Origin of the sequence: Rhodocytophaga rosea, assembly GCF_010119975.1 — a bacterium.
GTDB classification, from domain to species: Bacteria; Bacteroidota; Bacteroidia; order Cytophagales; family 172606-1; genus Rhodocytophaga; species Rhodocytophaga rosea.
Map to the genome: position 1 here is coordinate 6,535,710 of NZ_CP048222.1, position 15,906 is coordinate 6,551,615.

The following is a 15,906-nucleotide window of genomic DNA, read 5'->3' on the forward strand; positions in this document are numbered from 1 at the left end:
AACCCCTTTCATGGCTCAGCATATAACAAGTACAACTCCTTTATCCAGTACAGATTCTACGAACATAACTGAAAAAACGAATATCTGGCAGGTAATTCTGGCTTCCTCGGCCGGAACTGTGATCGAATGGTATGATTTCTACATTTTTGGAAGTTTAGCCACCTTTATTGCCGCTAAATTCTATCCCCAGGGCAATGACCTGGTAGCCTATTTATCTACCCTGGCCACTTTTGCTACCGGCTTCATCGTCCGTCCGTTTGGTGCGCTGGTATTTGGAAGGCTGGGCGATCTGATCGGCCGGAAATATACTTTTCTCATAACCATGTTTCTGATGGGAGGCGCTACATTCGTAATAGGTATTTTGCCGGGTTACCAAACCATCGGAATTCTGGCGCCTATTATGCTCGTATTGCTTCGCCTCTTACAAGGATTGGCGCTGGGTGGTGAATATGGTGGTGCTGCCACCTATGTAGCCGAGCATTCACCGGATGCCAAACGGGGGTATTATACCAGTTTCATTCAGACTACCGCTACGCTGGGCCTGTTTATATCCATTGGTGTTATTTTAATCACCCGTCTTTCATTGGGTGATGAAGATTTCAAAGAATGGGGATGGCGCTTGCCTTTCCTGCTTTCGCTGATTCTGGTGATCGGTTCCTATATTATCCGGGCCAGGTTGAAAGAATCTCCCTTGTTTACTAAAATGAAAGCGGAAGGAAAAACTTCTAAAAACCCATTAAAAGAGAGTTTTGCCAATAAAGAGAATCTGAAAATGGTATTGCTGGCACTGTTTGGAGCCACTGCCGGACAAGGCGTAGTCTGGTATACTGGCCAGTTTTATGCGCTCAGTTTTATGGAAAAAGTCCTCAAAATTGATTACCTGACTTGTTATACGATTGTGGGTGTCGCCCTTGTATTTGCTACTCCATTTTTTGTGGTATTTGGCAGTTTATCGGATAGAATTGGCCGCAAAAGCATTATGATGGCTGGCTGTCTGATTGCGGCTGTTTCTTATATTCCCATTTACCAGGCCATGCACGCTTTTGCAGGGCCGATTGTTGAAATTACTGCTGCTTCTACATCTGCCGACGGAACAGCAATTCCATCCGTGATGCAGGCTGCCAGTCCAAATGTGCCTATTCTCACATTGCTGGTTTTTATTCAGGTACTTTTTGTAACCATGGTATACGGTCCGATCGCGGCCTATCTGGTGGAGTTATTTCCAACCCGTATCCGCTATACTTCTATGTCGCTTCCTTACCATGTCGGCAATGGCGTTTTTGGAGGTCTGGTGCCATTCATTGCGACCTATGTAGTGGCTGAAACTGGAAATATTTATGCAGGTCTGGCGTATCCGATCGGGGTTGCTATTATCACTTTTATCATAGGCACTTTGTTTGTAAAAGACAGAAGGCATGTGAAGATTACGGATTGAGCAACCGACGATATCTATATGATCACGAAATACGTGTTCTTCCTTAGCCTTTTAATTTGTTGTAATGGTAATCAACAGAGCGATAAGAGAATACAGATAAAAGAACCTGTTTGTGATACAGGAACGATGAAAAACTTTTATTATGAATTTAGTCCGCTTACGGATATACCTGCTATCAAAAATTTAGAAAACGATTTTGTAATTGTTACAGGCACTTCTCTTACAGGCACGGATTTTATCTCGAAGGAAGAAAATCAATATAGGAGATCTTTGAAAGAGTATCAAACTGTAGAAGATGAGCTAAAAAGCATTGAGGCTTATAGAGTTCAGGAAGATACTTTATATGAACATGATAGTATCTTCTTAACCTTGTCAAGAGAAGAACAAATTAAACAGCTTCAAGTATGGAGAGATGGCTGTAAGTATATAGTAGACTCCATTCACCAAGCCAATAATAATGGGCTGCAAATAGTATGGCTAATCAATAATAGTTCTGATACGGTGAGGATTGCCACAACTGATTCTCATTTGCTCATTATTATAGAAGCAATAGATATAAAAGGAAAATGGCGGCCGGTTGAATTTCATTATTTAGACCATCATGGATTTGTGTATAGGCGCCTTCCTCCTAAAAAAGCTACGGCTTTTATTTCCACTTCATCGATAAATGGTAATTTTAACACAAAGCTCAGATATAAATTATTAGGATTCAAAAAGTATTATTACTCTAATGAATTTGATGGTAGTATAGACTATTGTCAGTTTGAAAAGAACCCAAAGTATTCTCATGCATTTTTCACTAGACATTATATGATGTTTGATAGTATAATCGGATATGAGCCGCAAGAATATTTTGATTTCATATCCATTGAATAATTTTTATAAGAAATATCTATTTTTGAAGAATGTAAAATCAAATAGCATTCTAATCTATACATTCACCTGCCAAACCTATTAACCCGATGATACCTACCATTAAAACCTTTGAAGAATACCAGCAGCAGTATAGCCTGAGTGTACAAAATCCGGAAGCTTTCTGGGAAGAAAAAGCTTCTTATTTTCAGTGGCGCAAGAAGTGGGACAAAACCCTGGAATGGAATTTTCAGGAACCCAATATAAAATGGTTTAGGGGCGGAAAGCTAAACATCACTGAGAACTGTCTGGACCGCCACCTGGCTGAAAGGGGCGATGAAACGGCTTTGATCTGGGAACCCAACGATCCGGAAGAACATTTCCGTAAATTCACTTACCGGGAATTGTATAACAAAGTATGCCAGTTTGCCAATGTGCTCAAAAATAACGGCGCTAAAAAAGGCGACCGTATTTGTATCTACATGCCCATGGTGCCCGAACTGGCCATTGCCGTACTGGCCTGTGCCCGGATTGGCGCTATTCATTCGGTGGTATTTGGTGGTTTTTCTGCCCAGTCTATTGCCGACCGTATCCAGGATGCCCAGTGTTCGCTGGTAATTACCAGTGATGGAGGTTTCCGGGGAAATAAAGAAGTGCAGCTTAAAACAGTGATTGATGATGCACTGGTACAATGCCCATCGGTGAAAAAAGTAATTGTGCTTACCCGCAGCCGCACACCCATTGCCATGATCAAAGGCCGCGATGTATGGTGGGAAGATGAAATCAAAAAAGTAGAAACCCTGGGCTTGAATGAATGTAAAGCCGAAGAAATGGATGCCGAGGATATGCTGTTTATTCTCTATACTTCCGGCTCTACCGGAAAGCCTAAAGGAGTTGTGCATACCTGCGGCGGCTACATGGTATATTCCGCTTATACCTTCCAGACTACGTTCCAGTACAATCCTGGTGAGGTTCATTTTTGTACCGCCGACATTGGCTGGATCACCGGACACTCATATATTGTGTATGGCCCCTTATTATCCGGTGCTACGTCTTTAATGTTTGAAGGTGTCCCTACCTGGCCAAATTCAGGCCGCATGTGGGATATTGTGCAGAAGTATAAAGTAAATATCTTATATACCGCACCCACTGCGATCCGCTCGCTGATGAGTTTTGGCCTGGAACCGATCAAAGGAAAAGACCTTAATTCGCTCACCAAACTAGGTTCTGTCGGAGAGCCTATTAATGAAGAAGCCTGGCACTGGTATGATGATAATATTGGCCAGAAGCGGTGCCCTATTACTGATACCTGGTGGCAAACTGAAACCGGCGGTATTATGATCGCTCCTATTGCCGGTGTAACGCCTACCAAACCAGGCTATGCTACGTTACCTTTACCTGGCATACAGCCTGTTCTGGTAGATGAAAATGGAAAAGAAATCGTAGGAAATGGGGTAAGCGGAAACCTGTGTATCAAATTTCCCTGGCCGGGTATGTTGCGTACTACCTATGGCGACCATGAACGCTGCCGGGTAAATTATTTCGCTACTTATCCTGGCTTATATTTTACCGGAGATGGATGCCTCCGGGATCAGGATGGCTATTATAGAATTACCGGAAGGGTAGATGATGTACTCAATGTGTCTGGCCACCGGATTGGTACGGCTGAAGTGGAAAATGCCATTAATATGTATTCGGATGTAGTAGAATCGGCTGTAGTGGGTTATCCGCATGATGTGAAAGGGCAGGGCATTTATGCGTTTGTGATCTGTACGCCACATTTAAATGATGACGAACTTACCCGCAAGGATATTCTCATGACGGTAAGCCGCATTATCGGACCAATTGCCAAGCCGGATAAAATACAGTTTGTAAAAGGATTGCCTAAAACCCGTTCCGGCAAGATTATGCGCCGCATTTTACGTAAAATAGCTGAAGGCGATATAGCAAACCTGGGCGATACATCCACATTACTCGATCCTGCGGTAGTAGATGAAATTAAGGCAGGCGCACTAATTTCAGTGAAAACACATTGATTTACGGCTAATTATTCAACAAGCCCTTCTGAGTTCTAAATTGGGATAGATATTCAGAAGGGCTTATTTATTGGTATGTCTATATGTGTTTAAGCCACTGATTTTGAGGATAAATTACAATATTAGTCTACCTTTACTTTACCTAATCCCTGAAACCCAAAGATGGAAACAGAACTGAAACTGGCGGTACTCATTGATGGAGATAATATTCCGGCTGCCTATGTAAAGGAAATGATGGAAGAAATTGCCAAATACGGCAATCCAACCATCAAACGCATTTACGGCGACTGGACCAAACCCACTCTCACCACCTGGAAAACCATTCTGCTGGAAAATGCCATTACGCCTATTCAGCAATACGGATATACCACCGGTAAAAATGCCACAGATTCTGCTATGATCATTGATGCGATGGATATTTTATACTCGGAGAAAGTGAATGGGTTTTGCCTGGTTTCCAGCGACAGTGATTTTACCAGACTAGCCACCAGGTTGCGGGAAGCCGGCATGAAAGTGTTTGGGATAGGAGAGAAGAAAACACCGCAGCCTTTTATTGTAGCCTGTGATAAGTTTATTTATATAGAAATTCTTAAAAACCAATCTGGTGAGGTAGAATCAGATACTACAAAGGGAGGTAAAACAGCTAGAAAAAATGAAGTAGATAAAGTTACGCCTTCCGTCATTAAATTGATTAGTTCTACCATCTCCGACCTGGCTGATGAAGAAGGCTGGGCCTATCTGGGAGATGTAGGCAACCTGCTGCAGAAGAAACAGCCCAATTTCGATTCCAGAAATTATGGGTTCCAGAAACTGACTCCGCTGATCAAGTCCATCAACAAATTTGAGATTGAACAACGGGAAAATTTAAAAGGCCGGTTTAAACTGATCTATGTCCGGATTAAAGAGTAAGATCGTTGTTGGTTGTTGGTAGTATATGGTAGGGCATTAAAAAGGGTAGGATTCCATAATGCACAGATGACTAAGAACATTGATAGAAAAAATCTTTTTGTTGTGGGTAAATCTGCAGCCGATAGACAAAGATTCGTCGATAATATAGTTGCGACAACTAATAAGGTAGTATATAGATTTCCACCCAATATTCGATCCTTCGATAATTACATTGAGCAAGTAAGAAGGTTATTTCCCTTTGTACCTACTAATTGGCATGAACAAAATCCAAAAAAATGGACTAGGAATCAAGTCTGGGATTTTCACTTGGACTGGACAAATAATACCCATAGTATTTTGATTGTAATAGAAGAATTTGGAAAAATGGAAGAGAATTGGGAAATAGAAATAATCAGAGATTATTTACAAAAATCTTATTATCAGGAGCAGATAAACAATCCCTTAGTTAACTTTCAATTGATCGTAACACAGGAAGAGGATGAAGGTATTGTCGAAAAGCTAAGTGCAATCTTCGGCTTAAAGGAAAACGAAAAGAGGACTAGCAACCAAGTAATCTCAGGAAAATTGCAAGTGATCAATTTAGAGTTGTTGTAAAAACGCTTTAGAACGCCAAACTCAATCCGCCAACCACTGCTTCTCAGCTCATAGCTCAACACAATACACGGTATGCAGAATTTTTTGATCCATTAACTTCTTTAAAGTTAGTATTACGAATTTGTAAGTTGAAGTTGTGTGATTTTTAAGGATTTTGGCAACAACCAACAAAAAAAATTAGTTCTGATTAGTAAATGGATGCTGCGCTACCGTTCAGCTGTAGATAATTTTAGTACTTGATACTGGTTTCAGTCAACGGATACACTGGTAGATAAAACAAGCCCCTGAATATTCTGGCTTAGCTGGCGCATGCGGTAAATCCGTTCAGTTGCACTGTCTGTTGTTTGTTCATCGGGGCAGGTAAAGTCTCCTTCATACGATTCAATACTCAATGTTAACCGCCTGGCAATCCCAAACAAATAAGGCCGGAAGCCCCACCCAATATCTTCCTGCACCCGGTGCAAATAAGGCACTGCCTTTTTATTGAGTATAAAAGGGCCATATGTATAATCGCAGGCTAGTTTTATAATCTCCTTACAACAGTTGTTAATGGCCCTTTCGCTCATTTGCTGAAAGGCCGGAAAAGTAGCAAAACCTGACTCAGACCGGGAAGCCAGTATAACACCTGTGTGTTCTTTGTGTAGAGGTTGTGTGATAAATGTTGGCAGGAACTGGGTAAAAAATAGTAATTTATCAGGTTCAGTATACAGGATAAAATCTGAATCTGCCTGGGAGGCTTCCAGCAAACTATTCTTAGCCTGCGCCCATACGCCTTTTACCTGAGCAGTTGACAGAAAAAAATGAGGAACACTACGTAAAAATTGCAAAAAGCTACCGGATGATCCTCCATCCGTAATAAATACCTGAATGTTCAGGCGGGCTAACTGCGTTAATGATTCTATGAGTAATTTTTCTTCCGTAGCGTTTCTTGCCAGCGTAATGGTAGCAATTACCAGGTTTGGTTGATTCATTTACAATCCATGATCTATTTATTCCCTTTAACCGGCGTAAAACATAATAGGTTCTATTTACAACACCTCATTGGGAAGTTCTACCCGGAAGCATGTCCCTTTGCCTAATTCTGATTCAACGGCTATTGATCCTTTCAGGGTATGGATCGCATCTTTTACGATGTATAAGCCTATTCCTGAACCCTTGCTGGTTTCCGAAGCCCTGTAAAACATATTAAAGATCTTATCCAGGCTTTCTGCGGCTATACCCAGTCCATTGTCTGTAAATTCAAATACAGCGCTTTGCTGGTGAATGGTTATATTAATCATCACAAAGGAAGCAGAAGAAACAGCACGGTACTTGACGGCATTGGAGAGCAAGTTGTTTAATATTATTTTTAGCCGGAATACATCCGAAACGAAGGTTGCTGTTTGTTGAATGGTAACTTTCTTTTCAATTTCATCGAAGCCTTCCATAAATTTTAATCCCTCCAGAATTTCTTTCATCAGCAAAGGCACATCAATAGTTTCTTTACTCACCTCTATCCTGGAGTTTCGGGAATAATTAATAATCTCACTGATGAAGGTATCCAGTTTAGAGATGCTTTTTTCCATCATGTTGAGGTAATTAGCTTTTATCTCTTGGTTTTCTTCCAGCCGGCTGATATTAATCAGACCTAAAATGGAGGCAAGCGGAGCCCTCAGGTCATGGGAAGCCCGGTATACAAAGCTATCCAGTTCCTGGTTGATTTTTTTAAGATCATCATTTTGCTGGCGGAGTTTTTCTTCAATCTGTTTGCGTTCAGTAATATCGCTCATGGTGCCGATCATCCGCAACGGTTTACCTGTCTCATCAAGCTCAATCACTTTTCCACGTCCTAAAAACCAGCGATATTGATTATCTCCGACCAGAGTGCGGCACTCTATCTGGTAGATATCCGTTTCACCGGCCAGGTAGTCGTTGAGCGATTTAAATGCAGCTGGTATATCGTCCGGGTGAATTCTGGAAGCCCAGTTACTTATACCTTCTATTTTTTCATCCTCTCTGATACCCATTAATTCTTTATATCTTCTGCTATAAAAAACCTGTTCAGTAGCCAGGTTCCAGTCCCATAACCCATCTCCGCTTCCTTCCAGGGCAAATTGCCACCGCTGTTCGCTTTCCCGGATCTGTTCATTGAGAATAATGGTTTTTTCCAGCGATTCCCGGAGTTCTTCCTCATTAACCAGTAGCTGATCATTCATTTCCTGGGAGAGTTGTAGCAAATTGGCAATTCTTTCCTGGGCTACTTTCCGTTCGGTAATATCGTAGGTAACGCCCATTAATTTTGCCATCTTGCCTTGTCGATCTAATATTGGCCTTCCTATTACATAATTCCACCGAAAATCTGTATCAGTTGGAAGAATTTTAATTTCCATCTCAAATTCTTTTCCTGAAGCAATCCCTTGTTCGGTGATTTGAATAGCCGTTTCTCTAAAATCCGGATGGATTAATAACTTATATGCTTGCATGGTTGGTGCCTCACTGGAAGGATCTAACCCGAAAATTTTATACATTTCTTCAGACCAGATCACCTTTTGTGTAGCCGCATCAAATTCCCAGGTACCTAGCCGGGCTATTTTCTGTGATTCTTTCAGGCTGCTCTGGCTTCTTTCGAGTTCTGTATTCAATTCCTGCAGGCGATTCACCAGATGGTTTTTTTCCTCCTCCATCTGCTTGCGCTCAGAGATATCAAAAGATATAACTGAAACACTGTTCGATTCAGGAATGGGGCTGAAGCTGCCAAAATGCCATCCATAGCTGCCATCTGGCTTGGGAAACATATATTCTTTTTGCATGGTTTTGCCTGTCTCAATGCAATTTTTGAAAAGCGCCACCCTTTCCCTGATGATCTCCTGATCCAATCCGAGTTCTGTTGCTGTTTTACCGGTTATTTCTTCTATGGTATGGCCGAAATAAGCTGCCATGTGTTGATTAGGCAGTTTATAGATAAAATTATTTTCTGTTAACTCAAATACACACATGTAAAAATGTGCCGCATTATAAAATGCCTGTAATAGATTTTTTTGTTCCAGCAGAGCAATTTCTGCCTGTTTCCGCGCCGTAATAATACTAAACACCCCAATAATACCTATGATTTTATTGTCAGGATCGGTCAATGGATTAAATGAACCAGCAATCCATCCGCCACTTGAGTCACTGGTCCGAACAAAAGTATCAGGCAGGATAACCGTTTCTCCTTCCAATGCCTGCTTAATCATATCGGAAAAGCCGAAAGTTTCTAAAAAGGGAAACAGTTCTGCCGGACGTTTTCCCAATACTTGCTCTTGAGTAATCCCCATCCGGTCGGCCAGGTATTTATTCCAGACCACATACCGCAGGTCTGTATCAAACACAGCAATTCCTTCATTCACGCTGGAAATTATCCGTTTATTGAACTGTTCACTGGCCGCCAGTTTATCATTTAATTCTATTGATTTATCCAGGGTTTGCATCAGTTCCTCTTCACTGGACCGGAGTTCTTCATTGATGCTTTGTGTTTCTTTTAACAAAATGGCTGCTTTTGCTTCAGCCTCCTTCTTTTCGGTAATATCTATCATACAGCCAATAATACTGCTGAACCTCCCTTCCTGATCATAGATGATGCGTCCCTGGTCATGTATCCAATGATAGGTTCCGTCTTTAAAAAGAAAACGGTATTCAATTGTGTAGCTGCCTTTCTTAAAAATATCTGCAAACTGTTCGTACAAAGGGTCAACCTCCTCCGGATGAATATGTTGCCTCCAGAAAGCAGCATCACTGGTAAATTCCTCTGGCTTATATCCGGTAATGGATTCTACATTCGGACTGATAAAGTTCATGCCATATGGATAAACATTGCCTCCTGTAAAAAGTATAGCCGGTGCCTCATTAAACATAAACTCCATTCGTTCTGCAAATTTTTCCAGGTCAGCAATGGAATTTATTCTGGCTGTTGGAGGCTGAGGATCTGGTATTGGAGTAAGGCTATTGTCATCAAGCCCGGATATCTCTTCAATTTTTTCTAACGCTGCCAAAGCTTTTTCCAGGTGAGATGTAATTTTTTTTTGCAAAGGAGCAGCCATACTGCCTTGCATCTGGATTCGTATCCGTTGTACCAGCGTTTCTATTTTTTCTACTTGCCTATCTAATTTATCCAGTTCCGAAGGCTTTCCATTAAATTTTGACATATACACAAAAAATTGAACTTAACCCTATGCTAAAAAAAACAGAATCAGGCAAGGCAAGTCTTTTACTCAGGTAAAGATAAGGCTGGCTTTATCTTGCAAAAGCAACTTTACTGTTCAACCCATTTAGCATCAGAAGTAAAATTTATTTAATAAACTTTTGGGATGTAGGTTTAAAAATTATAGAAAAAGTATGATGACAATGGTTTGCTGGAGGTATTTAACATGCAAAATAACTATAAAACTATTAAAAAGTTTAGAAAACTAATTCAAATTTTAAATAAATCCTGTAATATTTTGTGCTAAACTGTCTTTCTGAGCCATTCAGAAAATAGGGTTATACATAGGTTAGGAGAGCGTAAAAGGCGTATGCCGGGCTAAATATACCTGTAAATACCTTTGGAGTTAACACGCAAATTGATTCAGAAAAGCAACCATGACTTACTAAACTGCCTGAAAATTACAGCAAAATACAGGATAGCAGCCAGCCTGATGGATATCTGTGCTCATGGAATCAGTTTGGCCGCTGTTCCCACTCTTTCTACCTGTGATATGAATTATGATTGCCGCTCATTAATGGTACTTTTGGTTTTTCAAAGATTTCTTCGCGTACAGGATCTACATAGCAGCTGAGAATTTTTTATGCTGGCTGGTGAAAGGCGGTTTTTTTAGTAAATTAGAAGTTTAACCTCCCTGACCTATGAAACACCTGTTGACGTTTTTGATCTTAATTACTTCCATAATTTCAGTTCCGGCGCAACAAACCCAGAAGCCAGTATTACATGGCAAAAACTGGATGGCCATTACCGGTAAGCCTTTGGCTGCTACTGCAGGAGCCATTACTTTTCAAAAAGGAGGAAATGCCGTAGATGCGGCCTGTGCCATGCTGGCAGCAACCTGTACAATGTGGGATGTGCTCAGCTGGGGAGGCGAAACACAAGCGCTCATTTACAATCCGAAAACAAAAAAAGTAATTGCCATTAATGCCATGGGCATTGCACCTACCGGGGCTACGGTTGCTTTTTACAAAGGCAAAGGATATAATTTTCCACCAGAGTATGGGCCATTGGCTGCTACCACACCAGGAACGCCCGGAGGTTTGATGCATATGCTGGCAAACTATGGAACCCTTAGTCTCGAACAAGTGCTTTCGCCAGCCATACAACTGGCGGCAGGCTATCCTATTGAAGCCCAGGCAGCCAACAGCATGGAACGTGGAAAAGAAATGATCAAGCAGTGGCCCTATAGTAAAAAAGTGTTTCTGCCACACCTGGGCGAAAAAAGAGAGGCTCCGGAAGCCGGTGAAATATTTGTGCAGAAAGATTTATTAGAAACTCTTACTAAACTGGTAACGGCAGAAAAGGAAGCCTTAAAAAAAGGGAAAAGCCGCAAAGATGCCATCATGGCCGCTTATGAGCGTTTTTATAAAGGAGATATTGCCAAAGAATTTGTACGGGGCAGCCAGGAGCAGGGTGGCCTTATTACCATGCAGGATCTGGCTAAATGGAAGCCCCTGGAAGAAGAACCAGTAATGGTGAATTATAAAGGCATCGATGTATATAAATTGCAGCAGTGGACACAAGGCCCGGTGATGCTGCAGGCGCTGAATATTCTGGAAAACTTCGACCTGAAAAACATGGGGTATAACAGCGCAAAATACATTCATACACTTTATCAAAGCATGAGCCTTGCCTTTGCAGACCGGGATTTTTATTATGGAGATTCCTATATGCCTCCGGCTGAACCAATGAAAGGCCTGCTGAGTAAAGAATATGCCAAACAACGCGCTGGTATGATCACTTACGACAAAAATAATGCAAGCATTGGCCCTGGTGATCCGTATCCGTTTGAGGGGAAAACCAATCCGTATATTCCATTATTGAAAAACCGGGGATTTGAAATGGACACCACCAGGCGTAATTTTGCGCCGACTCATGACCTGCGCAATGGTTCTTCCAAAGTAGAGTATCAGGAGCGTTTGTGGCTGGGCACTACTTCTGTGGAAACGGCAGATAAAGAGGGCTGGGTAGTTTCTATTACACCCAGTGGAGGATGGCTGCCAGCCTGCATTGCAGGTAATACCGGTGTAGGCATGAGCCAGCGGATGCAAAGCTTTGTATTGGATTCTACTTTAAACCCTTTTAATGTGGTAGAACCCGGCAAGCGGCCAAGGGTTACGTTAACCCCTTCTATGGCACTGAAAGACGGAAAACCATTTTTATCGTTTGCCGTGCAGGGAGGCGATACCCAGGACCAGAATCTGCTGCAGTTTTTCCTGAACGTTGTGGAATTTGGCATGAACGTACAGCAGGCTTCAGAAGCGGCCAACATCAATACCAATCAGCTATGGCTTTCGCTGGGCGGCACCAAAACAGACGACCGTAAACCTAAACCCGGCCAGATATTATTACAGAACAGCACGCCGGAGAATGTCCGCAATGAACTCAAAAAGATGGGATATACCCTGGAATTTGATGAACGTACCAGCGGACCTATTAATGGTATATACTTTGACTGGAAGCATGGCAGTTTCTGGGGTGGCTCCAGCAATCATGGGGAGGATTACGGAATCGGCTGGTAAATCGGCTTTGTAACAATCTCCCTGATTTATCCATTATTCTTACTGCGAGAGAATATATGAGAAACAAAGATTTTCAGGTATTCTTTTGCTAACCTAGCTTAGGAAAAGGCTTATTAACGTCTGTATTCTTAGGTATGTGGCTACAGCCTCTATGCGCTATATTTATCTGGTAATACTCATCTTTTTTTCTGCGCTGCTTCTGCACATCAACTGGAAGTTATTACCTTCATCTGACTATGTTTCTGATACAGATGACATTATCCTGCAATTGAATTTCCTGGAAGACCAGTTGAAGAACCATGAGGTGGGAATACAAATGCAACAGTTGTTTCCGGAAGGATTTGTTTTTGTCTATGCCTTATATGGCTTATCCTGGTGTGAGCTGGCCATAGCAAATGCACATTCAAACGATTCTTTGCATACAAGAGCTATTCAGGAAGCATTATATGCCTTTGACCAGATTTCCAGTAAGCAGGCGCAGGAAAGGTTTGACCCCCATTTGTTTCCCGAAAATGGCATTTTCTACAGCGGATGGAATAATTATCTTTTATCGAAGATCTTACTGGCAGATACAAGCTTTGCTAATTACCCTTCTTACAGAAACCGGTTTAAGCAGCAATGCAAGTATATTGAAGAGGCCATGAATAGCACTGAAAGTCCATTTCTGGAGTCGTATCAGGATCAGGCATGGCCGGCAGACATGTTTGTAGCAGTAGCCTCTTTGCGAAATCATGACCGGGTTTTTACACCTGCATATAAAGTACTCCTACAGAACTGGTCAGAAAAAGTACAGGAAGCCTTAGATTCTCAAAGCCCTATGATTCCCCATAAAGTGGATGCCATAACTGGTACATCCATAGAATCGCCAAGGGGAGGTTCCATGGCCTTGATGCTTCGGATGCTGGTAGAAATTGATCCGGCCTTTGCATCCAGGCAGTATGCACTATTTAAAAGTAGTTTTATATCCACCGCCTTAACACTTCCTTGTGTAAGAGAATATCCCAATGGTAGTTTTGGCATAGGAGATGTAGATTCAGGTCCTGTGATCTTGGGCGTTGGTTTTCCAGCTACACTCGTTTCCATTGGTTGTATGCCTATGTTTGGGGACCAGGATTTATCAGCTAAACTATATGCTGCCGTACATGCGTTTGGGTTTGAAAGGATTACCAGAAATCAGAAAAGTTATTTGCTGGGTAGCCTGCCTATGGCCGATGCCTTTATTGCCTGGTCGAGAACATCAGCTTTGACTCATTTTACTGAAGGTACAAGCAACTATACGCAAATCTGGGCATGGCCCTTTCATCTACTTTCTTTTGTTTGCCTGCTAATAGTATGGCTCTTTTATTTTAGAAAATCTTTAGTCCGGCAGTTTTATAAAAATAAAGCGGATTAGGTGTCATAAGAATATCCTCTGCCAGACTATGATGCTATATGGATAAATAGTTTTCCGGAAACGTCAATTATATTTTATCCTCCTCTGCATCCATAATCAAAGTTTACAGCGAAAGTGTACATAAGCGGACAGTACCTGTTCTGAATGCGGACACTTGTGGGGAATTATAGCACATTTCCTGGGAAGGATACTTATCTTCTGTACGGATAAGCATGTTCTTTTTTTACCGTCCATTGATTCTGGTTGCCATTCATTGATTTATTGCCTGCCTGAAGCAACCTTCAGGGCCATTTCTCTATCAAATGGTACAAAATTCACATATACACAATCACACACACATTAGTAATCAAACAAAAAAACAACATACACTCATGAAAACTACATTCACTTCCACTTCTGTAATGCGTAATTTAGTAGCCGCTTTTGCTTTGGCTTTCACCCTTTTTGCTGGCAATGCTTCTGCCCAAAGTGTACAGTTTGCTGATAATGCGGCCATCCACACCCAGACTTCAGATCAATTTAAAGTAGCTGTATTTCCGGTAGAAAATTCTCTGCTGATGAAAGTATTATTTGAGAATCCTGCCAAAGAGAGAGTAACTGTGCTGATTAAAAACAGCAATAATGAAGTAGTATATAAGAAAGCAGTAGGCAATGCGCCTATCTTTATTGGTAAATTTGATGTGTCCAAAATGACAGATGGAAACTATACCATGGTGATCGAAAGCAAAAATCAGAGTTATTCTAATCCTTTTTCTGTGCAGACCTACCAGGAGCGGATTGCCAGAGCCTTGTAAGAAACATTTTTTCCATAGTCTATATTCTTATTTTTCAAACAAGCGTGTGTATCATACATACGCTTGTTTTGTTATCATGCCATCAACTAAATATTTATCAGCCAGATTTTCCGGCAATTTACATCAAGACTCTTTCTCTGTGTTGGTGGGTTCCTTCGGATTGCCAGCAAGTTTTTGTGCTACTACATCAGCCGGATATTTCAGGGCCAGGCGGCGTATCTCATAACTGAATTCTTCATAGGTTTGCTTCCAGAGCTGGGCTTCTTCCGGAGTATAGTTATAAAAACCTTTGCCATTCAAAATTCCCTTTCCGTCATCCTGTACAATTTCATCGATCAACCTGGGTACTTCGGTCTGGTTATTCAGGGTCGGAAATAAATCCTGCATAACCGTGCGATATGCAGGCAAGCCAGTCAGATCCATCCAGCGGAATACGCCCACCAGCGTCATCCAGTAACCCGGACTATTGCGGCAAGCCCGGTCCACATCTTCAACTGTAGCATATCCGTTTTCTACCAGGTAAAACGCTTCCCGGTACATAGCATACATGAGCCGGTTGGTAATAAATCCCCGGATGTCCTTCCTGACCAGCGTAGGCTCTTTTTGCCACAGGCTCGAAAGCGAATAGACCCATTCAGCCAGTTGCATATCGGTAAGATCGCCGCAAATAATCTCCAGGAAACGGTTGGTATAGGCAGGTTCCATCCAGTGCAAACCCATAAAACGGCCGGGAATACGGAACGCTAGTTGCAAGGTACTGATGGGAATCGCCGAGGTATTGCTTCCGATAATGGCATCTTCATTTACCACAGATTCGATCTTCGCAAAAACTGACTGTTTCACCTGTAGGTCTTCGATTACAGATTCGATTACGATTCTACAATCTTTTAACTGGCTATATTCACTTGTAATGGTAAGCTGAGAAAGATAATAAGCAGGCTCCTGTGTAATTAAACGTTCCTGGTAGGCTTTGTCCAGGTGCTCTCTGATTCGGGGTAAAGCGTTTTGCTGATCAGAAGGCATAGGCGCGATAGCTATCACCGGATGACCGGCCACTAACATACAGGTAGTAATGCTGCTGCCCATCAGGCCCAGGCCCACAACGCCAAGTGGAATAAGCTGTGTATTGAAAGAAGATTGAGTCATAGAAATAAA

Annotated in this window: 11 protein-coding genes; 8 read left to right on the forward strand and 3 right to left on the reverse strand. The window is 41.9% G+C overall.

Annotated elements, in window-relative coordinates; all coding sequences use genetic code 11:
- Positions 1–10 precede the first annotated feature (10 nt).
- The 5 genes from GXP67_RS26970 (at position 11) to GXP67_RS26990 (ending at position 5,826) form a co-directional block, all read left to right on the forward strand.
- Entirely contained in the window at positions 11–1,435 is a 1,425-nt protein-coding gene (locus GXP67_RS26970) for an MFS transporter (protein ID WP_162446001.1), read from the forward strand.
- Positions 1,436–1,453: 18 nt separating this feature from the next.
- Positions 1,454–2,311 (forward strand): hypothetical protein, encoded by an 858-nt coding sequence (locus tag GXP67_RS26975; protein ID WP_162446002.1) that lies wholly within the window; start codon positions 1,454–1,456, stop codon positions 2,309–2,311.
- An 86-nt stretch (positions 2,312–2,397) separates the two neighbouring features.
- Complete coding sequence (gene acs, locus GXP67_RS26980) at positions 2,398–4,323, forward strand: acetate--CoA ligase (protein WP_162446003.1); 1,926 nt, start codon at positions 2,398–2,400, stop codon at positions 4,321–4,323.
- A 162-nt stretch (positions 4,324–4,485) separates the two neighbouring features.
- Positions 4,486–5,232 (forward strand): NYN domain-containing protein, encoded by a 747-nt coding sequence (locus GXP67_RS26985; protein ID WP_162446004.1) that lies wholly within the window; start codon positions 4,486–4,488, stop codon positions 5,230–5,232.
- A gap of 66 nt (positions 5,233–5,298) precedes the next feature.
- Positions 5,299–5,826, forward strand: coding sequence for a hypothetical protein (locus GXP67_RS26990; protein WP_162446005.1), 528 nt, complete (start codon positions 5,299–5,301; stop codon positions 5,824–5,826).
- A gap of 248 nt (positions 5,827–6,074) precedes the next feature.
- On the opposite strand, the gene GXP67_RS26995 is transcribed toward GXP67_RS26990, so the two are convergent.
- Both GXP67_RS26995 and GXP67_RS27000 read right to left on the reverse strand, forming a co-directional pair.
- Entirely contained in the window at positions 6,075–6,797 is a 723-nt protein-coding gene (locus GXP67_RS26995) for a hypothetical protein (RefSeq protein ID WP_162446006.1), read from the reverse strand.
- 57 nt (positions 6,798–6,854) lie between these two features.
- Positions 6,855–9,986, reverse strand: a complete 3,132-nt coding sequence (locus tag GXP67_RS27000) for a PAS domain-containing protein (protein ID WP_162446007.1) — start codon at positions 9,984–9,986, stop codon at positions 6,855–6,857.
- A gap of 697 nt (positions 9,987–10,683) precedes the next feature.
- On the opposite strand from GXP67_RS27000, the gene GXP67_RS27005 reads away from it, so the two are divergent.
- The 3 genes from GXP67_RS27005 to GXP67_RS27015 all read left to right on the forward strand — a co-directional run bounded on the left by GXP67_RS27005 (position 10,684) and on the right by GXP67_RS27015 (position 14,751).
- Complete coding sequence (locus tag GXP67_RS27005; protein WP_162446008.1) at positions 10,684–12,564, forward strand: gamma-glutamyltransferase family protein; 1,881 nt, start codon at positions 10,684–10,686, stop codon at positions 12,562–12,564.
- A gap of 151 nt (positions 12,565–12,715) precedes the next feature.
- Entirely contained in the window at positions 12,716–13,957 is a 1,242-nt protein-coding gene (locus GXP67_RS27010; protein ID WP_162446009.1) for a hypothetical protein, read from the forward strand.
- Positions 13,958–14,328: 371 nt separating this feature from the next.
- Complete coding sequence (locus GXP67_RS27015; protein WP_162446010.1) at positions 14,329–14,751, forward strand: DUF3244 domain-containing protein; 423 nt, start codon at positions 14,329–14,331, stop codon at positions 14,749–14,751.
- Positions 14,752–14,874: 123 nt separating this feature from the next.
- On the opposite strand, the gene GXP67_RS27020 is transcribed toward GXP67_RS27015, so the two are convergent.
- Positions 14,875–15,897 carry a 3-hydroxyacyl-CoA dehydrogenase family protein gene (locus GXP67_RS27020; protein WP_162446011.1) on the reverse strand — a complete coding sequence of 341 codons (1,023 nt, stop codon included), beginning with the start codon at positions 15,895–15,897 and terminating at the stop codon, positions 14,875–14,877.
- Positions 15,898–15,906: the final 9 nt, after the last annotated feature.

What these genes read in the sequence shown, in the direction of transcription:
- GXP67_RS26970 (WP_162446001.1), top strand. Translation starts at nt 11, where the DNA reads ATGGCTCAGCATATAACAAGTACAACTCCTTTATCCAGTACAGATTCT.
- GXP67_RS26975 (WP_162446002.1), top strand. Translation starts at nt 1,454, where the DNA reads ATGATCACGAAATACGTGTTCTTCCTTAGCCTTTTAATTTGTTGTAAT.
- acs (WP_162446003.1), top strand. Translation starts at nt 2,398, where the DNA reads ATGATACCTACCATTAAAACCTTTGAAGAATACCAGCAGCAGTATAGC.
- GXP67_RS26985 (WP_162446004.1), top strand. Translation starts at nt 4,486, where the DNA reads ATGGAAACAGAACTGAAACTGGCGGTACTCATTGATGGAGATAATATT.
- GXP67_RS26990 (WP_162446005.1), top strand. Translation starts at nt 5,299, where the DNA reads ATGACTAAGAACATTGATAGAAAAAATCTTTTTGTTGTGGGTAAATCT.
- GXP67_RS26995 (WP_162446006.1), bottom strand. Translation starts at nt 6,797, where the DNA reads ATGAATCAACCAAACCTGGTAATTGCTACCATTACGCTGGCAAGAAAC.
- GXP67_RS27000 (WP_162446007.1), bottom strand. Translation starts at nt 9,986, where the DNA reads ATGTCAAAATTTAATGGAAAGCCTTCGGAACTGGATAAATTAGATAGG.
- GXP67_RS27005 (WP_162446008.1), top strand. Translation starts at nt 10,684, where the DNA reads ATGAAACACCTGTTGACGTTTTTGATCTTAATTACTTCCATAATTTCA.
- GXP67_RS27010 (WP_162446009.1), top strand. Translation starts at nt 12,716, where the DNA reads ATGCGCTATATTTATCTGGTAATACTCATCTTTTTTTCTGCGCTGCTT.
- GXP67_RS27015 (WP_162446010.1), top strand. Translation starts at nt 14,329, where the DNA reads ATGAAAACTACATTCACTTCCACTTCTGTAATGCGTAATTTAGTAGCC.
- GXP67_RS27020 (WP_162446011.1), bottom strand. Translation starts at nt 15,897, where the DNA reads ATGACTCAATCTTCTTTCAATACACAGCTTATTCCACTTGGCGTTGTG.